The organism is Psychrobacter sp. APC 3279, from assembly GCF_030407795.1.
Taxonomy (GTDB): Bacteria; Pseudomonadota; Gammaproteobacteria; order Pseudomonadales; family Moraxellaceae; genus Psychrobacter.
This window is the reverse complement of the sequence record NZ_JASDCR010000011.1, coordinates 85554-99968: the sequence shown is the minus strand read 5'-3', so window position 1 is coordinate 99968 and position 14415 is coordinate 85554. Positions and strand designations below refer to the sequence as shown.

The following is a 14415-nucleotide window of genomic DNA, read 5'->3' as shown; positions in this document are numbered from 1 at the left end:
TGCCCCATGAGCTATTACCAAACAACCCTTACCCTACCCGCCTATGCGCGTGGCATTCATATCATTACTCCAAAGGTTGAAGAAGCGATTTCTCAGTTGCTACCTCACTCTGACAAGGTAGGGTTGGTTCATCTGTTTTTGCTGCATACGTCAGCCAGTCTTGCAATCAATGAAAATGCTGATCCAGAGGTCAGACTAGATACAGAAGATTGGCTCAATAAAATCGCACCAGAAGATCAGCCAGAGTATCGCCATACCTTAGAAGGCTCAGACGACTTGCCAGCGCATCTCAAAAGCATGATGCTTGGAGTAAGCTTGACTATACCGCTTGTCGATGGTGGATTAGGTCTAGGCATGTGGCAAGGGATTTATTTATGTGAGCATAGAGACCTGCAAGAATATGGCGGACAGCGTAAGCTGGTGATTACGGTAAATACGTAATAATATACTGTCAATAAATAGCAGGTTGACCCTTGCCAATTGCCCCATTTACGTAGAGCGCTATTAAGGGATAAAGCTGATTATGAATACTTCTCTCTCAAAAGTACTAAACTTACGAAAATCTAAACTGCTTTATCGTACGGCTCCTGCTATTTTCTTCAGTCTGTTGCTACTTACTGCTTGTCAAAAAGATCCAGAACCTGAAGCAACTGATATAACTCCAGCTGAGACCTCAACGCAAACCACGCCCGTAACGACTAATATTAACGTTGATGCAGCCGAAGGTAGCAATGCAGATGATGCTCAAAATGTAGCGCAGACTGATTCAGAACGTGATATGAGCTTAACAGAGTTAAATAAAGATCTTAGTGATACTACGCTCACTGCAAATGATAGCGCTGAAAAACCTAATCCAGAACAAGCTATTAAAGGCGCACAAATCACTGATGTCCGTTATAAGAGTGCAGCAGGTGAGAATTTGTCCGTAGTCTTTGAGACGTCGGCAGCTGGTATGCTCAACGCTATCATTACCCGCCCCAATCAACCAAAAATGACCTTAAGTGCACCAGAAGGCCAAGGCAATAATCCTACCTATCAATCAGCTGACGGTAGTATCCAACTCGTCAGTCATGCTGGTGGCGGCACTATCGACCTTATCCGAAACAATAAAGTCACTAGCTTTGATGCCGTCAGTGCTGAAGCAGAAGTCATCACTGAATAAAGTCTGAGGCGGCCTTTGTTTCAATGCCCTATTTAAAATCATAAAAAAGGCGGCAAACGTTATTATCGTTGCCGCTTTTTTCGTTTCTGTGTATTACTATGTACTGAATTGTCTCTACTGAGCTGTCTGATAAGTAATTATATTTACCCAAACCCAGTCGATTGCCCAAACATCCCAACCAACCAGCTTATCACTGTCCACAGCCCCCAGCCGACAAATACAATGACCAGCAGTCCAAGAAAATCAGGGATATGCAAATATAACCAAGCAACGATTGGATTGCGCCAAAAAAACCCAAAGCGGCTTTGCTGTTGCTTGTCTTCTAATGACTGGTGCAAAAACGGTCGATCCATATGCATGGTTTCGGTAATACCATACTCATGATGTAGATGCTCGTGCACGATACCCAGTGTCTTACGGCTAGGACGAATAAAAATATCTAATAGCGTACCAATCCCAGGTACGATACCAACGACCATATCAATAAGTGCCAATCTAACCGCTGGCGTCATTTTATGAGCGGGCACACCTAACTGACGTCCTAATATAAATGCATAACTGGTCAATGCCAATCCTGCCAAGTCTCCTGCTAGTGGAATGGTCGAAAGCGCCGCATCCGCACCCATTCCTTGCTTGGTAAAAGGCACTCGTACTAGTGAATCCATGGTATTGGCAAACTTCGCCAACTTACGCTCAGTTGCGATAACTTGTTCGCGCGTCAGACCATGCTCCGCAAGTTTAGCTTGATAGTCCACGCCTGAGGCATTCGTATCAGACAGTTTCTTTGATTTAAACCTCGGCAATTTATCGAACTTATCCATTTAGCGTCGTCCATATGCAAGTAATTGCGATGAGCGCAAATACATAGCGCCCTACCCAGATATTGGCCAAGAACGCCTGAAAGCAAGCCAAAGGATTGCGACTGGCACAAGCGCTGTTTTGTTTGGCAAACATCATCGCAACAAGCGCCAACCCAAATACCGGCGTTACGCCTAATGTGGTCGGGGCAAAGTAATGCCACATAACTACGCCCATCATTAGCAAAAATAGCACCTGTAATATTGAGATGATAATCACATCATAACGACCGAATAGTATCGCCGTTGATTTCACACCAATCTTTAAATCATCTTCACGGTCAGCCATGGCGTACTGGGTATCATAGGCCACTGTCCAGCACATATAAGCTAAGAATAGCAGCCAACACCAAATATCAGGAGCGCCCTGCACCGCCACATAAGACATCGGTATCGCCCACCCAAAAGCAGCTGCTAAAAATACTTGCGGCAGGTGGGTATAGCGTTTCATAAAGGGATAAATAAACGCCAATACCACGGCACCAAGCGACCAATAGAACACAGCTATGGGCAGGAAAAATAGCAGACTGGCACTCAATAGCACCAGTACTAAAAATGCAGCGACGGCTTCTTTGCCAGATAAGCGTCCATCTGCTAATGGGCGACCTTTAGTGCGAGTCACATGACCATCTACTTTGCGATCAGCAAAGTCGTTAATCGCACAACCAGCCGCTCGCATAAATATTGCACCAAGAGCAAATGTCGCGAACACCTTGATACTTGGCAACGCTGCCGCCATTCCTTGCTGCTGCGCTTGACCCATTGCAGCGAGTAGTACGCCCCAAAGCGTTGGCCATAAGAGCAGCTCAATGCCGACTGGCTTATCAAAACGGGTTAGCTGTATGTAGGCTTGTAGCTTGTCTTTAAATGTCATGGCTTTTTATTATCATTGTTTGAATACTTTTTATGTGCGCTTATATACTTCGCTCAGAACAACTAAATTAATTTTTGAAAGGGCTAGTTACTGAGTTTTAATAGACTAATTACTAAGTTTAATGGACTGGTTACTGAACTTGTTGCCACAATTTATTCGCTTCGATCAGTGATAGCTCAGGATATTGCTTGCGTAATGCTTTCAGCGCTGGGACTTTGTCTTTTTGTCCTGCTTGTTGACGTAAAAATACCAGCTGCTCTTGTGGATTGCTCAGCTCTTTTAACCGTGCCTCAAGCCGAAGAATGCGAGTACGCAGCATTATATTAATCAACAGTAAAACTGCACCCATGACCCAAATGATTAACGTTGACATTCCTTGCTCCTAAATCCATTAACTTTGAACATATACGCTGATTAATTGCGTACATTTACACTCGTACATTCATTATCAACAGCAGCTATCAGACAAAATATCCATCAAAGCGTACGGCTTCATTATGCCAGCTTTCGCTAGCTGGCTCATCAGCGAGCAGCGGTGCAAACTGTGGACGCTTTACGACCACGCGACCTTGGCCTTGCGTACTTTGTTTGACAACGGCCTGTGCACTACTTAGTAGCTGTCGCTCTTCATCTAACGTTGGTGGACGAGCTAATTGATGCAGTGCTTGCATATGCTTACCGACTTTTGCCCCTTTACCTGTTTTGCTATCTTGATAGCTATCCTCTGGGAACATCGGATCCAAATAGACGACATCGATTGCCGTAGCGTTATCGGCTACTGTACCAGCCTCTAGATTCGCAAAATAACTGAGTGCATCAGCATTAATAATCTGTAGACGGCTCATGAGCTTTTGCCAATTGGGTAGCGCACTCATACGCTGCTGCTCTACAAGTAACAGCAATGCCATCAAAGGCTGCTGCTCAAGCATAGTGACTTGGGCACCAGTACTGGCCAATATTAAACTATCATGCCCAAAGCCAGCGGTTGCATCAATAACATGACTATCCGATGTGATTTTGGCCGCTTGTAATAGCAGCTCAGACTTACGACCAGCACTCACTACACGGCGCTGCAACTTGTCCCACTCAGGTGCCACACTAAGCCCATCACTTAACCATGATAGCTTGTCTTTATCATCTAATAATAAAATAAGCTGAGTAGATGCTTGGCTCAACTGCTGACGGCGCTTTTGAGTTAATTTCTCTGTAGCGACCTCTATATCTAAGATAATTGGTAATGTATGCTCAGCTATCAATGACTGTAGGTTCTCGACCTGTGCTTGCTGGCTGTCATTGACGTAGAATAACTGACAATGTACAACAGCACCTGTCTCGTCATACGTTTGGGGCACATCGGTCATAACCATCATCCTATTTGCTGCTTTTTTCACTATGAATTACGAGTGCGTTAAATCATAACGCAAATCTAGCCAGCCATTTGATAACCAAAGCCCCAAGCGGCGACCAACACGATAACACCCGTGATAATGCGCAACCAAGCAAAAATAGTAAAGTCACGGCGACTTACCCATGCTACGAGCAAGCGAATACAAAGTAGCGCCACTACAAATGATACGATGGTTCCGATACCTAGCACTAGCCAGTCTTCACTGTTAGTCAGTACGTCACCATGTTTGATCAAATCTAATAATGCCGCGCCTACAATGACAGGAATACCCAAAAAGAAAGAAAACTCAGCAGAAGCCTTACGTGAGACACCTAACCACAACGCACCAATAATAGTGGCACCTGAGCGTGACGTCCCTGGTATAAGAGCTAAACATTGGAACAGACCAATCATCAACGCAGTTTTTATGCTGACATCTTCCGCTTCTTCTGCAATGACCATTTTAGGACGCTTTTCCACGTAAAATATCAGTAGACCGCCGATGATGAGCATAATGGCAACGACGATAGGATTGAACAAATAAGCTTTGATTTCATCGGCAAAGGTAAAACCAACAATCATCACAGGGATAGTAGAGACAATCAGACTCAGTCCCAGCTGTCTAGGATTGGTCATTCCTTCTGCTTTGCCAGTCAGCAAACCCATCAACGCTTGCCACAATCTACTCCAATAGTCATAAATCACTGCCAAAATAGCGCCAAGCTGTACCACCACGACAAATAAATCAACTTTTTCTTTAGTCCAAAAACCCATCACATCTGCTGATAAGATCAAATATCCCGTACTAGAAATGGGTAAAAACTCAGTGATACCTTCAACGATACCCATGATGACAGCTTGAACAAATAAAACTATATCCACAGTGACTTTCCTAGAAACAGACTGGCCTAAAAAACTGGCCTAAAAACAGACCGATTGGCTGTCCTATATTAACGTTGATTTTATATTGGTATGCGCTTGCTAAACACTAAAAAGCTGGCTGCAAAAAACATATTTATAAAGCTATGCTTTACCTTGCTCTTTAAGTGTTTTCCAAGCTTGATTACGTAGATATTTTGGCAATGCCTGCGATGCTTCCGTACCACCATCATTTGCAAACTGAGCAATACCAAGCTGCCCAATGACAGCAGCATCTGGCCAAACATCTTCATGGCAGTCTTGCTGATCATGTCGTGCCAACAGCGTTGCGCCATTACCCGCAATAGGCAGGTTGAGCTCTGTTTGGCTATCATAATCTAATAGCTGCTCTGTACTATCAGTACCATCAGCCAATACTGGCTGCATAATGCTATGACCTAATTGGTCGTCAGTTACCAACTCATACTGCCCAAAGTAGACTTGCTGCATACGAGCATCAAGGGCGCTGTATAGATGTGTCAGCCCATACTTCTGATACGCGCATTGTGCGATTGCTTGCAGGCTTGAGACGCCAACACAAGGCAAATCATGCGCTACAGACAGAGCCTGTACCACTGCCGTATTGATGCGGATACCACTAAACGCACCCGGCCCGCGATTGAATATCAAAGCCTGTATATCAGCAAGACGTAACTGCGCCTCGGATAATGCAGCATCAATCATGGGTAAAATCTGCTGAGTCTGCTGACGCTTTCCTGTTTCAGTATGGCTCGATAGTACCTGTCCACTCGAATCTAAAATCGCGATCGAACACTGATCGAACACGGTATCCATTGCTAAAAACATCACAACCTCGGCTTTTACTTTTGGCGTTCTAAATTGATTTATCAGATTTTAATAATTTTTCATAACGATCTATCATTCATGCATTATGAGAATACTGACAGAATGAAGCAGCGCCTATCATAGCATTTAGGGTACACGAATTTTATTAATTTCTATATTTTTCACACTTTATCCATCAGTGTTTATCTGCAACTGATAACGGTAAAAAGCCCCAAAGCTTCATTGGCTTCGGGGCTTTGATCAAACTTTTTAAAAATAACTAGTCGTTATCTAAAAGCGGGTTTTAAACTTCTTTGGTGCTTGGTTTTGCATTTCTTGCATTTGCTTTTGCATCTCTTCGGTGCTTGGCATATTGTTTGGATCCAGTCCCATCTGCTTGGCCATTTGTTCTGGATTCACGTCTTTAGCGCCACCTTGCTGACCGCCACCGCCAAACAATGGACCGCCGCCACCGCCAGCACTACCGCCACCCATGAGGCCTTGCATAGACTTCATCATTTTACTGATGCCTTCAGGCTTTGAGATCATTTTCATCATTTTTGCCATCTGCTTGTGTTGCTTGAGCAAACGGTTAACATCTTGAATCTCACGGCCTGAACCTGCAGCGATACGGCGCTTACGACTTGGGTTAATCTTGTCAGGATTTTTACGCTCAAACGGCGTCATTGAATTAATCAATGCTTCCATTTCACGTACTTTTTCTTCTGGTTTGGCATCTTCGACGGCTTTTTGCATGTCTGAGCCGCCCATACCAGGCATTTTGTCTAAAAAGCCTGCCATACCGCCCATGCTCTTCATCTGCTGGAACTGAGTCAATAGATCCTCAAGGTCGAAGTCACCGCCCTTTTGCATCTTTTTCGCCATTTTTTCGGCTTTATCACGGTCAATTTTCTGTTCAACTTCTTCGACCAGACTCAGTACGTCACCCATACCAAGGATACGCTGCGCGATACGTTCAGGGTGGAACAGCTCTAGCTCATCTAGTTTTTCACCGCGACCTAAGAACTTAATTGGCTTGCCGGTGATAGCGCGTACAGAAAGCGCCGCACCGCCGCGAGCATCACCGTCAGTCTTGGTTAAGATAACACCCGTCAATGGCAACGCATCATTAAAGGCTTTTGCAGTATTGGCGGCATCTTGACCAGTCATTGCATCGACGACAAATAGCGTCTCAGATGGGTTAACCGCAGCAGTTAGCGCCTTAATCTCATCCATCATGGTATCGTCGATATGTAGACGACCAGCGGTATCAATGATCAGGATATCTTGATATTGGATTTTGGCTTCTTCTATCGCACGTTTTGCGATATCAATTGGATTCTCATCTGTGCTTGAGTTCACAAACTTAGCATTCACTTGACCGGCTACTTGCTCAAGCTGTTTGATAGCCGCTGGACGATAGACGTCGGCAGAAACTAGCATCACTTTTTTCTTTTGACGCTCTTGTAAATATTTTGCCAACTTACCAGCTGTAGTCGTTTTACCCGCACCTTGCAGACCTGCTAGCAAATAGACAACCGGCGGTTTACCTGTCATCTCTAGCTGCTGATTGGCACTGCCCATCATTTCGGTCAGCTCGTCGTGTACGATTTTGACAAAAGCTTGACCTGGCGCTAACTCTTTTAGCACCTCAGCACCAAGCGCTTGTTCTTTTACGCGTTTTACAAAATCACGAGTGACAGGTAGTGCTACATCGGCTTCTAACAACGCCATACGCACTTCACGCAGCGTGTCTTTGATATTGTCTTCGGTCAACTGTCCGGTACCGACGATGTTACGTAGGCTCGACGATAAACGTTCTGTTAAGGTATCAAACATAAATAACTCTCAATTAAAATGGTTTTCAATTAAATAATACGCAATTAAAATAACTCTAAATCAAACCATTAAAATGGTTCATAAATAATATTAGGATACGCTATAAGATATTAGGATATTGCATGACAAGGGACATGATAAAAGAATTATATTATCAATACTATAGCATTAACATGGCTCAAAACTTATAGTCGTTTCGCAAAGGACACAGCGCTTATAATTGCAGTCAACTTTTTACAGATGACATATTTTATGTTTTGCGCTATGCAGCACTGCCGATCATTTATAAGTTATAAGCAAGATGGTGCTCAATTGGCACCCATTTTATGATAAATTGGATGATTATTCTAATCATTCTGATAATACCACTTTAGCGACACATTGAGCGGCAATTTATGCTCAGTATAAGATGAGGCTTTTTATCTGTGCACTTTGCATTCTTACTTGCTAGCATGGCTTATATCTTAGTCAGCATCCACATTGGTTGGGCGTTGGTTCAGGACAAACCTATCCACAAAAGCATCAGTTTGGGCTTGTTGCTGGTCGGCATGGCGGCACATGCGGCACTGCTATATCCATACGTTATGACGCTGTATGGTTTAAATTTCAACTTATTCAATATAATCAGTCTGACCAGTTTATTTTTCTTATTCTTTTACCTGTTGTTCTGTTTATATCGCCCTATTCTTAGTCTTGGCATTTTGGCTGCACCCACTGCGCTAATAGGTATGACTGTCGGCTACGTCGGCCGCGCCCCTTATCAACCACTAACTGATGTCAGTATCGGGCTTGAAATCCATATCATATTATCATTAGCTGCCTATTGTGTGCTGTTGATGGCGGCGGTACAAGCGCTATTTCTACGTCTACAAATACGTGAGCTCAAGCATCATACTATTCATCGATTTTGGGTCAATAAACTCCCCTCCTTGCAAAGTATGGAGAGTTTATTATTCGATATGCTGTTGGTAGGCTTTGTATTGCTCAGTATCGCACTGGGGATTGGGTTTATCTATGTGCAAGACCTGATGGCGCAACATATCGTGCATAAGACTGTTTTTAGTCTACTGTCGTGGTTATTATTTGGTGTGCTACTATTCGGTAACTGGCGTGCAGGCTGGCGAGGCAAACGTGCAGCCAATATCACTATTTATGCCTTTATCCTATTAGCCATTGGCTTTGTTGGTAGCAAGTTCGTCTTAGAAATGCTTCTATAGAATATATTTTCAGAAAAAAGCGGTCAGCAACACTAGTTACTGACCGCCTTTTTATATTCTTAGCAGACTCACTACTGATTTTTCTTAGTTAAATACGACTGTCTTATTACCCGCCACAATCACACGGTTTTGCACATGCCAGTTTACGGCACGTGCTAATACGTTGCGTTCGATATCACGGCCGATAGCACGCAATTCTGTCACCCCTTGGCGATGCGTCACACGGTGTACATCTTGCTCGATGATAGGCCCTTGATCAAGCTCAGCTGTGACATAATGCGCAGTTGCGCCGATAAGCTTAACGCCTTTGTCATAAGCTTGACGATAAGGATCTGCGCCCACAAACGCAGGTAAGAATGAATGATGGATATTAATAATCTGCATCGGCCAACGCTTGACGAAATCTGATGACAATATCTGCATATAGCGCGCCAATACTAGTAAGTCGTTACCTGCCATTAACTTATGAATCTGCTCTTCTGCCTCTGCCTTATTGTCTTTGGTCACTGGCACATGATGAAAGGTAATGCCAAAATTTTGTACTGCTTGCTTTAAATCAGGATGGTTGCTGACCACGCAAGTAATCTCGCAATCGAGCAGTCCACGCTGATGTCGCCATAATAAATCTAACAACGCATGATCAAACTTAGATACCAAAATACCGACTTTGGTCTTCGTTGCATTATTATGTAGACGCCAATCCATATCGTGACGCTTAGCAACCGTATGCGCAAAGCTGGCTTCAAAATTCTCGATAATATCGCTCAAACCTGCCAAAGCAAACTCTAAACGCATAAAATATTGCCCGCCTTCATGCGCCGTTGAATACTGATCGAGCGTAATAATATTAGCGCCATAACGATGAATAAATTCAGAGACTGCTTGTACGATACCAGCCTGATCTTTGCATTTGATGAGCAGCGTGGCTGTATCGATAGCGCTAGGTGTCTGTTTGCTCTGAGAAGCTATGGTCGATATTGAAACCGTTTTAGTGTTGTCTGACATAATTCGCCCAATATAAAAAATGATGACTTATCGCTGAAAAACTGCTGACAGCGTAGTAAACCGGTTATTTTAATCTTTTTTGCAATACTTTGCTGAGCGAGTTGGTTGTTTTTGGTTATTTAAGGTGATTTGGTTTTTTGAAAGGATAAACTAAAAACCCCTGACACGTGGTCAGGGGTTTTTATTCTATAAATAAGAAAGATTGATTAGAAAATTTGGACCGTAGTTGTTTTTGAGGTTGGTGCTGGGGTTGCGACAGACAACTTAATACTGTCACCAGTAGCACATCCAGCCGTTGATACCGTATAACGTACTTCTCCACTACCATCAAAGTAATTCTGATTAGCAGCACTATCTACTCTGCTGAGGTTAACAAGGTTTGGTACTGTAATATTACCACTAGCAATCTCAGGCTCACAAGTAGCACCGTTATCAGTATTATCTTTAACTGTCAGACTCAAAGCCGTTCCGGATGGCATAGAAACAGTTCTCACGCTATTGCCATACATCTCGAAAGAGACAAACCCAGACACCTGACTATAATTATAGAAAGTTGGTGTATCGTTCGCGAAACCCATAATGACTTGCTTGCGTAGTACTGTCGGCAATAAATTATCACATTGGGTAGCATCAGTACCATTGTCTACTATTAAGTTCGGTAAATTAGGTTGTGACAACGTCGCTGCTGCACAAGTCGCTTGGTCACCACCTTCCTGTTCACCTCTTTTATAGACAAACTCACCTGGCGTATACTTCAAATCCTCATTATCGTCGCGGAAAAAATTACCAATATTATCTAATAGTTCGTCAATACCAACAGTATAGACGTTATCACCATTTAAGTCTGAATATGCTTTGTCGCCCTCTACATAAGCAATGACACTAACACGACCATTGGCAGGTCTAGGGTTTTGCGATGTGAAAGTTACTGAGCAATTACCGCTAACTGTGGCACAATTTGGCGTTACAGTCCCGCCTTCTGCTACAAAACTTACTACAGTGCCATCAGGAACGAAGTTACCTTGACGGTCAGTCAAATAAGCCGATATATTTGTAGAGTCAATAGCATTATCAGCCAAAACATTTTTGCCTATTGCTAATGTCACGCCATTCTGTGTAGGGCGGCCTGTTGCAACAGATATATTCTTCGCCAAGGCAAAAGTATCAGCATTTGATTTCAAAGAAGCCTTAATTTCCACAGGGCCTGGAATATTTCCAGGATATAAATTTACTGTGACTTTCCCTAAAGAATCACTTTTTAGAGTTTTCGAGGCTCGATTGCCTTGCGAGACGAAATTAAAGTCACTTGGTGATTTAATTAAATCCAGAGTAACTTCTTGGTTCGCTGCAGGCACACCATTAGCATAAATAGTAAAATCTATCTGGCTAGATGAAGATGATCCGCTATTTTTTGCACCCAATACAACAGAGTTAGTCGTTGTATAGACAATAGAACTCGCTTCGATGGCTTTAATATTTACATCAATACTTTGTGAAGAAGATGTGTCGTTTGCCGTGACTGCAGTAATGGTTTGGGTACCTTCGCACAAATTACCATTACTATCAATAGCGCTATAAGTTGAGCTCACATTGCCTTGATTTGAAGAGCTGATGCTAGCGTTCTCAAATGAACCACAAGTAGATGATAAATTAACAGTCACGTCATTCTGAAATTGATCAGTTACTGTGTCTTTGGTTTGCAGGGTAACGATTGTAGATCCACCAGACTCTAAAGTGTCTTCACCCGTCGAAAAATTCACCAGCGTAATATCAACCGCTTGCAATGAGTAGTTATAACTAGCAGTGGTTGCACTCACATCGTCATATGTTGCTGTCGCAGATAAGCTATAACTACCAGTATCAGTAGAAGATAATGGTACGACAGACGTTGTTGCTACGCCGTCAGCATTAGTCAATACTGCTCCATTGGATGTGCCAAACTGTACACCATCGCCGCTAAATGTCACCAAAGCACCACTTACCCCATTACCCTCAGAGTCAGTAACAACTACTCTAGCCGTAACACCTGACATAGAAATTACTCTAGTCAGATTAGCATTTGCGTCTAATAGAGATACCGTACTAACATTTAAAACGTCTCCAATATCACCACTACCTACACCTCCATCATCAGTACCTATCGTAACACCCAAATCAGGCGCTGGCGCAATCGTATCAGTGCCATCACCGCCGCCACAACCCACTAAGGCCAACGATAATGTGAGCGCTGTTAACTGAAATAGCTTGGAAGTAGGCAATGATGTATATGACATGTTTTGACTCCGCATGAGCAGTAATTTATCTGAGCAAATAAGCAAAAAACCATTACCCAGAATCAAAAGAGATTGGTAATGATACATAGATTTACAGTAATACTGGTGTATTAATAGATTGTATTAAATATATAACAGCAACTTTACTGACTTTTGTTATAACTTACAACTAAAAATTAATCTTTACTATTAAACAATCAACAACATAGAGCGCTCATTTCAGGGTATAATAGCCCTCCTTTAATTCGACAGTTATTGTAAAAATATTTGAGTATTCATCTGTTTTATGGTATAAATGTCGGCTTTAAAATTTTCTGAATTGGTCAGCCTGTTATTTGCCTTTAGATAGCAGCAAAACCAGCTCAACCTTCATATAGTTTTGTTTGGTGCAAAGCTGCCGCTTGCTGTGTCCATGCCGCAAAAACGTGCAACTTGCCCAGACTGGTATGAGAAAAACTCATACCTCATAGATTAGGAGTTCGCCATGTCTCGAGTTTGCCAAGTGACTGGAAAGCGCCCTATGGTGGGTAATAATGTTTCGCATGCAAACAACAAAACCCGTCGTCGCTTTCTACCAAACCTTCACAACCATCGTTTTTGGGTAGAGTCTGAAAACCGCTTTGTACGTCTACGTGTGTCTACCAAAGGTATGCGCATCATTGACAAACTTGGTATCGATAAAGTGTTAGCGGATCTACGCGCACAAGGTCAAAAAGTTTAAGTTAAAAATAGCAGCTGAGTGATGACTCTCATCATTTAGGCTGCTGTTTTGCTACATTAATTGTGGCAACTTACTCTTTGAGACACGTACCTATCGTTTGAAGACCCCTCATTTACAGGAAAGCTATCATGAGAGATAAAATTAAATTAGTATCAACAGCTGGTACTGGGTATTACTACACCACTACTAAAAACAAGCGCACTATGCCTGGCAAAATGGAAATCAAAAAGTTTGATCCAAAAGTACGCCAGCATGTGATCTTTAAAGAAGCTAAAATCAAGTAACTACCACCATTTGTAGAAGGCATTTTTATAAATACTTTCTATAAAGGAGTTATTTGAACAAAAAAAGGGTTTATCAATTGATAAACCCTTTTTTATGGCTGTAGTTTCATGTTGCTAAGCTATATCTTCAGTTATTCGCCTTAACTAGTGCTCAAAAATAACCAAAGCTTAGCTGTAGTGTGTTGGTTCTTTATCATATACATGCGCATGCCATTTACTCATCTGCTTTTGCATAATGACCTGAATCGCAGCATGAATCATGTGTTGACCAATGGCTTGAGTATCGCTACCAAGTAGCTCTTTTAGCTTATCAGAAAAATCGATAGTCATCAGCGGCGCTTCATCTTGTTCAGCATCACGCAACAACAATCTACCATCATCTGCTTCCACCAACTCTAACGTGGTTTCTTTGGCAAATCCTGCAAATTGATCGCTACTCTCGTTATCTACTTCTATATCATTATCGATATCGTATGGCATTAATGTGTTCCTTATTATCCCGTTTAGTACTGGTAGAGAAACTAGTCATTGCAAAGCAGTCATTTCTTAAAAATAAACTCATTCGGCAAATCTATCGTCTTACAGTAACGCGGGTAAATCTGTCTTACTCATACAATGGACGCTTTAACACTGGAATTCAAGGGCTGTCACATAAGTCTTCGCTATAAAAGCAAACTTGAATGCCATGTCATTTGTATATATTAGTGCCAATAACGTAACTTTCCTAATGTAAATAAGAAGGCCACAAACATTCCAAGGTAATAAACCAGCTTTAGCTCAAGGCTAGGATCACGATACTTAAATGGCAGTGCAACGGTGGCCGTCGCAGTGGGCAATATCAGCAGCATAAGCAGCCAGTTTTCAATGACATTTAGCCAACCTTGTAAGTCGGTTCCGTGACGTAATGACGCCAATCCCATTAATAAACAAGCGATAATTAAGCTGGTAAATAAGCCATTTGGTAAGTCTTTAGGATAGATAATTTTAGCAATACTGGCTGGTACGATTCTCATATAAAATTCCAGTCATGCTTGTAGAACATGGCTTAATGATTAAAAAATATAAAATATTACGACATTATATAAGCACGAA

The 14415-nt window shown here is 42.4% G+C and carries 16 protein-coding genes; 5 read left to right on the top strand and 11 right to left on the bottom strand.

All coding sequences use genetic code 11. The features are described from left to right. The first annotated feature begins 6 nt into the window (after positions 1–6). Together QL898_RS07670 and QL898_RS07665 are read left to right on the top strand one after the other, a co-directional pair. Positions 7–441 (top strand): secondary thiamine-phosphate synthase enzyme YjbQ, encoded by a 435-nt coding sequence (locus tag QL898_RS07670; protein ID WP_160022276.1) that lies wholly within the window; start codon positions 7–9, stop codon positions 439–441. Positions 442–523: 82 nt separating this feature from the next. Then, positions 524–1162, top strand: a complete 639-nt coding sequence (locus QL898_RS07665) for a hypothetical protein (protein WP_160022277.1) — start codon at positions 524–526, stop codon at positions 1160–1162. A gap of 143 nt (positions 1163–1305) precedes the next feature. Here QL898_RS07665 and QL898_RS07660 read toward each other — a convergent pair whose 3' ends face one another. The 7 genes from QL898_RS07660 to ffh form a co-directional block, all read right to left on the bottom strand. After that, on the bottom strand, positions 1306–1983 hold the full coding sequence (locus tag QL898_RS07660; RefSeq protein WP_290176381.1) for a DUF4112 domain-containing protein: 678 nt from the start codon (positions 1981–1983) through the stop codon (positions 1306–1308). Next, positions 1976–2893, bottom strand: a complete 918-nt coding sequence (gene ubiA / locus QL898_RS07655) for a 4-hydroxybenzoate octaprenyltransferase (RefSeq protein WP_290176380.1) — start codon at positions 2891–2893, stop codon at positions 1976–1978. Before ubiA ends, QL898_RS07660 begins: the two co-directional genes overlap by 8 nt. A gap of 130 nt (positions 2894–3023) precedes the next feature. After that, positions 3024–3266, bottom strand: a complete 243-nt coding sequence (locus tag QL898_RS07650) for a hypothetical protein (protein ID WP_290176379.1) — start codon at positions 3264–3266, stop codon at positions 3024–3026. Between the two features lie 88 nt (positions 3267–3354). Continuing rightward, entirely contained in the window at positions 3355–4254 is a 900-nt protein-coding gene (locus QL898_RS07645) for a class I SAM-dependent methyltransferase (RefSeq protein WP_160022281.1), read from the bottom strand. Positions 4255–4319: 65 nt separating this feature from the next. Beyond that, positions 4320–5162 (bottom strand): undecaprenyl-diphosphate phosphatase, encoded by an 843-nt coding sequence (locus QL898_RS07640; RefSeq protein WP_290176378.1) that lies wholly within the window; start codon positions 5160–5162, stop codon positions 4320–4322. 141 nt (positions 5163–5303) lie between these two features. Further along, complete coding sequence (gene tsaB, locus QL898_RS07635; RefSeq protein WP_290176400.1) at positions 5304–6005, bottom strand: tRNA (adenosine(37)-N6)-threonylcarbamoyltransferase complex dimerization subunit type 1 TsaB; 702 nt, start codon at positions 6003–6005, stop codon at positions 5304–5306. Positions 6006–6275: 270 nt separating this feature from the next. Further along, positions 6276–7823 (bottom strand): signal recognition particle protein, encoded by a 1548-nt coding sequence (gene ffh / locus QL898_RS07630; protein WP_101205801.1) that lies wholly within the window; start codon positions 7821–7823, stop codon positions 6276–6278. Between the two features lie 425 nt (positions 7824–8248). Here ffh and ccsA point away from each other — a divergent pair, with 425 nt between their 5' ends. Continuing rightward, a complete protein-coding gene (gene ccsA, locus QL898_RS07625; RefSeq protein WP_290176377.1) occupies positions 8249–9040 on the top strand; it encodes a cytochrome c biogenesis protein CcsA in 792 nt (263 codons plus the stop codon). An 84-nt stretch (positions 9041–9124) separates the two neighbouring features. Here ccsA and purU read toward each other — a convergent pair whose 3' ends face one another. Together purU and QL898_RS07615 are read right to left on the bottom strand one after the other, a co-directional pair. Further along, entirely contained in the window at positions 9125–10045 is a 921-nt protein-coding gene (gene purU, locus QL898_RS07620) for a formyltetrahydrofolate deformylase (RefSeq protein WP_290176376.1), read from the bottom strand. A gap of 206 nt (positions 10046–10251) precedes the next feature. Beyond that, positions 10252–12318, bottom strand: coding sequence for an Ig-like domain-containing protein (locus QL898_RS07615; RefSeq protein WP_290176374.1), 2067 nt, complete (start codon positions 12316–12318; stop codon positions 10252–10254). Between the two features lie 484 nt (positions 12319–12802). Here QL898_RS07615 and rpmB point away from each other — a divergent pair, with 484 nt between their 5' ends. Together rpmB and rpmG are read left to right on the top strand one after the other, a co-directional pair. Then, a complete protein-coding gene (gene rpmB, locus QL898_RS07610) occupies positions 12803–13039 on the top strand; it encodes a 50S ribosomal protein L28 (RefSeq protein ID WP_057761372.1) in 237 nt (78 codons plus the stop codon). A gap of 128 nt (positions 13040–13167) precedes the next feature. Then, positions 13168–13323, top strand: a complete 156-nt coding sequence (rpmG, locus tag QL898_RS07605) for a 50S ribosomal protein L33 (RefSeq protein ID WP_010201403.1) — start codon at positions 13168–13170, stop codon at positions 13321–13323. A gap of 168 nt (positions 13324–13491) precedes the next feature. On the opposite strand, the gene QL898_RS07600 is transcribed toward rpmG, so the two are convergent. Together QL898_RS07600 and QL898_RS07595 are read right to left on the bottom strand one after the other, a co-directional pair. Next, positions 13492–13803, bottom strand: coding sequence for a hypothetical protein (locus QL898_RS07600; RefSeq protein WP_101205798.1), 312 nt, complete (start codon positions 13801–13803; stop codon positions 13492–13494). A 221-nt stretch (positions 13804–14024) separates the two neighbouring features. Beyond that, positions 14025–14336 carry a hypothetical protein gene (locus tag QL898_RS07595; RefSeq protein WP_057761376.1) on the bottom strand — a complete coding sequence of 104 codons (312 nt, stop codon included), beginning with the start codon at positions 14334–14336 and terminating at the stop codon, positions 14025–14027. Between the last annotated feature and the right edge of the window lie 79 nt (positions 14337–14415).